9 protein-coding genes are annotated in these 6,841 nt (G+C 64.8%); all 9 read right to left on the bottom strand.

Annotation, left to right across the window (positions count from 1 at the left end; translation table 11 throughout):
- Nucleotides 1–9 precede the first annotated feature (9 nt).
- On the bottom strand, nt 10–603 hold the full coding sequence (locus WCE35_RS05915) for an urease accessory protein UreE (protein ID WP_424592415.1): 594 nt from the start codon (nt 601–603) through the stop codon (nt 10–12).
- Between the two features lie 125 nt (nt 604–728).
- On the bottom strand, nt 729–1,028 hold the full coding sequence (locus WCE35_RS05910; protein ID WP_424592414.1) for a putative quinol monooxygenase: 300 nt from the start codon (nt 1,026–1,028) through the stop codon (nt 729–731).
- Between the two features lie 45 nt (nt 1,029–1,073).
- Entirely contained in the window at nt 1,074–2,786 is a 1,713-nt protein-coding gene (ureC, locus tag WCE35_RS05905) for an urease subunit alpha (RefSeq protein WP_424592413.1), read from the bottom strand.
- A gap of 28 nt (nt 2,787–2,814) precedes the next feature.
- The gene (locus WCE35_RS05900; RefSeq protein ID WP_424592412.1) at nt 2,815–3,120 is read right to left on the bottom strand and encodes an urease subunit beta; all 306 of its coding nucleotides are present in this window, start codon (nt 3,118–3,120) and stop codon (nt 2,815–2,817) included.
- A gap of 135 nt (nt 3,121–3,255) precedes the next feature.
- A complete protein-coding gene (locus WCE35_RS05895) occupies nt 3,256–3,558 on the bottom strand; it encodes an urease subunit gamma (RefSeq protein ID WP_291563643.1) in 303 nt (100 codons plus the stop codon).
- A gap of 40 nt (nt 3,559–3,598) precedes the next feature.
- Entirely contained in the window at nt 3,599–4,429 is an 831-nt protein-coding gene (locus WCE35_RS05890) for an urease accessory protein UreD (protein WP_424592411.1), read from the bottom strand.
- A 55-nt stretch (nt 4,430–4,484) separates the two neighbouring features.
- The gene (gene urtE / locus WCE35_RS05885; protein ID WP_424592410.1) at nt 4,485–5,180 is read right to left on the bottom strand and encodes an urea ABC transporter ATP-binding subunit UrtE; all 696 of its coding nucleotides are present in this window, start codon (nt 5,178–5,180) and stop codon (nt 4,485–4,487) included.
- An 84-nt stretch (nt 5,181–5,264) separates the two neighbouring features.
- Nucleotides 5,265–6,026 (bottom strand): urea ABC transporter ATP-binding protein UrtD, encoded by a 762-nt coding sequence (gene urtD / locus WCE35_RS05880; protein WP_424592409.1) that lies wholly within the window; start codon nt 6,024–6,026, stop codon nt 5,265–5,267.
- A gap of 4 nt (nt 6,027–6,030) precedes the next feature.
- Nucleotides 6,031–6,841: urea ABC transporter permease subunit UrtC (gene urtC / locus WCE35_RS05875; protein ID WP_424592408.1), on the bottom strand; the 811-nt coding region annotated here is incomplete at its 5' end.

Below are 6,841 nucleotides of genomic sequence, written 5' to 3'. Positions count from 1 at the left end.
GGCGCGGGCTCATTTGCGGTCATGAGCATGGGAGTGGTCGTAGTGGTGATGATGGTCGTGGCCGCAATGCTCGTCATGGCGATGGTCGTCATGGTGATGGTGGGGACCGTGGTCATGTGCCCCATGGTCATGCGCCGCGTGCTGGAGCGCGCCGGCCGCCGCCGCGCCCGCATGACCGGCATAGGCGCCGCCTTCCGGATCGAACGGCGCCTCGATCTCGATCACCCGCGCGCCAAGCCCCTTCACCATCGCCTCGATGACGTGATCCCTGCGGATGCGCAGGCCCTTCGGCATGATCTGCGTCGGCAGATGGCGGTTGCCGAGATGCCAGGCGAGGCGCACCAGATGCTGCGGATCGACGCCGCGGATTTCGATCAGCGGCTCGGCTGCCGCGACCACCTCGATCAGCCGGCCGTCGTCGAGCACCAGCGCGTCGCCGCCGCGCAGCGCGATGGCGTGTTCGAGATCGAGCAGGAATTCAAGCCCGCGCGTGCCAATCATCGCCACCCGCCGCCGGTGCCGATCGTCGAAATCGAGCACCACGGTATCGGCCGGCGGGTCGTTCCAGCGATGCTGGCCGTGAACTTGCGTGGCGCGGATCATGCGAGCATCCCTAGAACTTCTTCGCCGTGCCGTCGCGCTCGCCCTTGATGTCGGCGTCGCGCGCTTCCGGCTTTGCCTGCGTGCTGGCGACGACATGGATCATGGACGTTTGCTCCGTTCCCCGATCAACGGACGTCGACCTTTTCGGGGGTGATGACCTCGATTCTGGGCGGCGCGGAGAAGCATTTCACGGCGACGCGGCCGAACGTCTTCATGTGCTCGGCGGCGCGATGCGGCACCAGCGCCTCGGCGTTTTGCCACTGCTCGACGAACACCATCCTGGTCGGATCGGTGACGCTCTCGTGCAGATCATAGGCGATGTTGCCCGGTTCTTTTCGGGTCTCCCTGATGCAGGCGGTGGCGGCCGCGATGAATTCGGCGCGCGTTTCGGGTTTGACGGTCAGCGTGGCAACGACATAGATCACGAATATCCTCCCGGTTTTGTTTTGGCTCGATGGCCGGGCGCAACCTTAGAACATGAAATAGCGCTGCGCCATGGGCAGCACCTCGGCCGGCGCGCAGGTCAAAAGTTCGCCGTCGGCGCGCACTTCATAGGTCTCGGCATCGACCTCGATCTTGGGAGTGGCGCCGTTGTGGATCATGCTCTTCTTGGAAATGCCGCCGCGGGTGTTTTGCACCGCATAAAGCTTCTTTTCGATGCCGAGTTTTCGCGCCAGCCCGCCCGCCATCGCCGCCCTGGAGGTGAACACCACCGAGGACGCCGTCAGCGACTTGCCGCAGGCCGCGAACATCTTCTGGTAGTGCACCGGCTGCGGCGTGGGAATGGAGGCGTTGGGATCGCCCATCGGCGCCGCCACGATCGAGCCGCCTTTGATGATGCAGTCCGGCTTGACGCCGAAGAACGCCGGCGACCACAACACGAGGTCGGCGAGCTTGCCCTTCTCCACCGAGCCGATCAGCTTTGAGACGCCGTGCGCAATCGCGGGGTTGATGGTGTATTTGGCGATGTAGCGCTTGACGCGGAAATTGTCGTTGTTGCCGTTGTCCTCCGGCAACGCGCCGCGTTGCTTCTTCATCTTGTCGGCGGTCTGCCAGGTGCGGATGATGACCTCGCCGAGCCGGCCCATCGCCTGCGAGTCCGACGACATCATCGAGAGCGCGCCGAGATCGTGCAGAATGTCCTCCGCCGCGATGGTCTCCTTGCGGATGCGGCTTTCGGCGAACGCCAGATCCTCGGCGATCGCGGGATCGAGGTGGTGGCACACCATCAGCATGTCGAGATGCTCGTCGATGGTGTTGCGGGTGAACGGCCGGGTCGGATTGGTCGAGGACGGCAGCACGTTCTTCAGGCCGGCAATTTTGATGATATCCGGCGCGTGGCCGCCGCCGGCGCCCTCGGTGTGGAAGGCGTGGATAGTGCGGCCCCTGAACGCCTTCACCGTGTCCTCGACGAAGCCGGACTCGTTCAGGGTGTCGGAATGCAGCATCACCTGGACGTCGTAATCGTCGGCCACCGACAGGCAGTTGTCGATCGCCGACGGCGTGGTGCCCCAGTCCTCATGCAGCTTGAGCGCGCAGGCGCCGGCCTTGATCATCTCCACCAGCGCCGCCGGGCGCGACGCGTTGCCCTTGCCGGAAATGCCGAGATTGACCGGGAAGGCGTCGAACGACTGGATCATCCGCGCCATGTGCCAGGGGCCGGGCGTGCAGGTGGTCGCGAATGTGCCGTGCGAGGGCCCGGTGCCGCCGCCCAGCATCGAGGTGACGCCACTCATCAGCGCGTGCTCGATCTGCTGCGGGCAGATGAAATGGATGTGGCTGTCGAATCCCCCCGCGGTGAGGATTTTGCCCTCGCCCGCGATCACGTCGGTGCCGGGGCCGATGATGATGGTCACGCCGGGCTGGATGTCGGGATTGCCGGCCTTGCCGATCGCGCCGATCATGCCCTCCTTGATCGCGACGTCGGCCTTGACGATGCCCCAGTGGTCGACGACCAGCGCGTTGGTGATGACGGTATCGGCCGCGCCCTGCCGGTTGGTGACCTGCGACTGCCCCATGCCGTCGCGGATCACCTTGCCGCCGCCGAATTTCACCTCCTCGCCATAGACGGTGAAATCCTTCTCGACCTCGATGATGAGATCGGTATCGGCGAGCCGCACCTTATCGCCGGTGGTCGGCCCGAACATGCCGGCATAGACGGAACGCTTGATCTTTACGGACATGGTTTCGCTCCAGCGACTTCGAACATGATCACAACTTGCCCTTTACCTCGCCGCGAAAGCCATAAATGACGCGTTTGCCCGCCAGCGCCACCAGTTGCACGTCGCGGGTCTGGCCTGGCTCGAACCGCACCGCGGTGCCGGCGGCGATGTCGAGCCGCATGCCGCGGGATTTCCTGCGGTCGAACTTCAGCGCCGGATTGGTCTCGAAGAAATGGTAGTGCGAGCCGACCTGGATCGGCCGGTCGCCTGAGTTGGCGACCGACAGCGTCACGGTCTTGCGGCCGGCATTGAGCTCGATCTCGCCGTCCTGGATGAATAATTCGCCTGGAATCATTGTGCCCGCTCTCCCAAGTCATTCCGGGGCGCACGAAGTGCGAACCCGGAATCTCGAAATAATAACCTCTGGATTCCCCGATGTGCAATTGCACATCTGAGGTCTGCGCCTTCGGCGCATCCCGGAATGACGTTGTCATCTGATCGGCTCGTGCACAGTGACAAGTTTTGTCCCGTCGGGAAATGTCGCCTCGACCTGGATGTCGTGGATCATTTCCGCGATGCCGGGCATCACCTGCGCGCGGGTCAGGACCTGCGCGCCGGCCTGCATCAGCTCGGCGACGGTGCGGCCGTCGCGCGCGCCCTCGACGATGAAGTCGGAGATGATGGCGATCGCCTCCGGGTGGTTGAGCTTGACGCCGCGCTCCAGCCTGCGGCGCGCCACCATCGCCGCCATCGAGATCAACAGCTTGTCCTTTTCACGGGGAGACAAATTCATGCGAGCACTCTGATCATTCCGAACGATCCGGTTGAGCCATCTAACTGAGCCAGAGCCGCGGCAACGCGGTGCCCGAGGCGCGGCCGAGCACCGTCATCATGTCGGCGCGGAGCCTCGCCGCATCTTGGGCACAGAAGCGCGCCATTGCAAACCCATTCCAGGCGGAGATGCCGACTTCGCCACCGAACGATGGCGATGCTTCGCGGATGCGCGCCGCCACCGCCTCGTCGCCGGGCACGATCAGCGCGGTGCCGATGGCGACGCCGCCATTGGCGATCGCAGGCTTCGCGAGCTTTTCGCCGATATCGCCATCGAGCCGGACCGTCTCGGCGAAGGCCAGCCGGCCGCCGCGGCGCATCCGCCAGCGGTCGACGAATTCGCCGTGCCGCATCCGCTCGCCCATCGCCGCGCGGCCGAACACCACGATTTCGCAGAGCAGAAGTGACGCGTCTTCCGCGAGATCGATATCGATCCGCCGCGAGATCCGCGCGCGGTCGAACAGGATGGTCTCCTGCGGCAGCCAGGCGAGATGCGCGCCGGCCTCGGCTTTCAAGGCGATATTGAGCTGCGCGGCCGGACCCGGCGCGCGATAGACCTTCTCCGCTGCCGCCGTGGTCAACGTCAGCCGCGAACCCTCCCCGGCCGAAATGTCGATATCAAAACGGTCGCCGCCGGCGATGCCGCCGGCGGTGTTGACGAACACGGCTGAAAGACCTTCCGCCTCGGGGGAGGGAAACCGCACGCGCAGCGAGCCGGATTCGTGCACGTCAGCGCGGCGGGTGACGCCGTCCTGAAGGCGCACGTCGAACGTCACCGTGCCCTGGGCGCGGTTGGCCGCGAAGGTAGCTGCGCGCGTGGCCTCGGTCCGCATCCGTCCCCAAACGCTCCCCTGGGACACCGCCTCGGCGCGGCGTGTCGCAAAAACTTTACAGCGCCATCTGGCGGCTGATTTCGGCGGGATCGAGGTTGCGGCGGTCGCAGGCATATTTCACCGCGCCCCGGTCCATCACCGCGAAATTGTCGCCGAGCTCGCAGGCAAAGTCGAGATATTGCTCGACCAGCACGATCGCCATGTCGCCGAGATTGCGCAAATAGGAGATCGCCCGCCCGATATCCTTGATGATCGACGGCTGGATACCCTCGGTCGGCTCGTCCAGCAGCAACAGTTTCGGCCGCATCACCAGCGCGCGGCCGATCGCGAGCTGCTGCTGCTGGCCGCCGGACAGATCGCCGCCGCGGCGGCCGAGCATCGATTGCAGCACCGGAAACAGCGCGAACACATCGTCGGGGATATTGCGGTCGTCGCGCTTCAGCGGGCCAAAGCCGGTCTTCAGGTTCTCCTCCACCGTCAGCAGCGGAAAGATCTCGCGGCCCTGGGGCACGAAGCCGATGCCGCGCCGCGCCCGCTCGTAGGGCTTCAGTCCCGTGATGTCGTCACCATTAAGCGTGATCGAGCCCGAGGCGATCGGGTACTGGCCGACCATCGCGCGCAGCAAAGAGGTCTTGCCGACGCCGTTGCGGCCAAGCACGCATGTCACCTTGCCCGGCTCGGCCGCGAGCGAAACGCCGCGCAGCGCCTGCGCCGCGCCATAATAGAGGCTGATGTCTTTCACGTCGAGCATGCGGCACGTCCTCATAAGGGCGAGTAGCGAATGGCGAATAGTTGAGGGGAGATTCCATTCGCTATTCGCTACTCGCCATTCGCCCTATCTTCCCAAATACACTTCGATCACGCGATCGTTCGACGACACCTGGTCGATGGTCCCCTCGGCCAGCACCGTGCCTTCGTGCAGGCAGGTTACCTTGACACCGAGCTCGCGGACGAAGGTCATGTCGTGCTCGACGACCATCACCGTCTTATCCTTGTTGATCTCCTTCAACAGCTCGGCGGTCTGATGGGTTTCGACGTCGGTCATCCCGGCCACCGGCTCGTCGATCAGCAAGAGTTTCGGATCCTGCGCCAGCAGCATGCCGATCTCGAGCCATTGCTTCTGGCCGTGCGACAGGCTTCCGGCCAGCCGGCCGCGCGCATCCTTCAGGCGGATCGTCTCCAGCACGCGCGCGATGCGTTCGGACTCGGCCTTGCTGCCGCGCCAGAACAGCGTGCCCCTGACGCTGTGATCGACGTTCAGCGCCAGCAGCAGATTGTCCTCGATGGTCTGGCTCTCGAACACCGTCGGCTTCTGGAATTTGCGGCCGATGCCGAGTTCGGCAATTCGGGTCTCGTCGAGCCGGGTCAGGTCGGTGACGCCGTCGAACAGCACGGTGCCTTCGTCCGGCCTGGTCTTGCCGGTGATGATGTCCATCATCGTGGTCTTGCCGGCGCCGTTCGGGCCGATGACGGCGCGCATCTCGCCGGGCTCGAGCGTCAGCGACAGGTTGTTGATGGCGTGGAAGCCGTCGAACGAGACGTGCACGCCGTCGAGATAAAGCAGGGCGGAAGTGGCGCGGCTATCCATGATGTTCATGCGCTCACTCCGCCGGGTTCGGTTCGCTGACGCCGTCTTCGCGCGCAGCACTTGCGGCATTGGCCGAGAGGCGGTCGGCCTGCCACGGCTCCCACCAGCTATCGAAGGTGCCGACGATGCCCTTCGGCAGCAGCAGCGTCACCAGGATGAACAGCGCGCCCAGCATGAACAGCCAGTACGGCGCCAGCGGGCCCGAGGTGAAGTAGGTCTTGGCGTAGTTGACGACGACGGCGCCGAGCGCGGCGCCGACCAGCGTGCCGCGGCCGCCGACCGCGACCCAGATCACCGCCTCGATCGAATTGCCCGGCGCGAATTCGGAAGGGTTGATGATGCCGACCTGCGGCACATAAAGCGCGCCGGCGACGCCGGCCATGCAGGCCGACAGCGTGAACACGAACAGCTTGTAGGATTCGACCCGGTAGCCGAGGAACCGGGTGCGGGATTCGGCGTCGCGGACCGCGATCAGCACCTTGCCGAGCTTCGAGGTCACGACCGCGCGGCAGATCAGGAAGGCTGCGATCAGCGCCAGGCAACTGAGCGCGAACAGCGCGGCGCGGGTTCCGTCGGCCTGCACGTTGAAGCCCAGAATATCCTTGAAATCGGTCAGGCCGTTGTTGCCGCCGAAGCCGAAATCGTTGCGGAAGAAGCCGAGCAACAGAGCGTATGTCATCGCCTGCGTGATGATCGAGAGATAGACGCCGGTGACGCGGGAGCGGAACGCCAGCCAGCCGAAACAGAAAGCCAATAGACCCGGGACCAGAACGACCATCACGGCCGCGAACCAGAACATATCGAAACCGTGCCAATACCAGGGC

Source organism: Bradyrhizobium sp., from assembly GCF_049691595.1.
In the GTDB taxonomy this organism is placed as follows: Bacteria; Pseudomonadota; Alphaproteobacteria; order Rhizobiales; family Xanthobacteraceae; genus Bradyrhizobium.
Note: the sequence above shows the minus strand (reverse complement) of the source record. Positions and strands in the feature narration are given on the sequence as shown.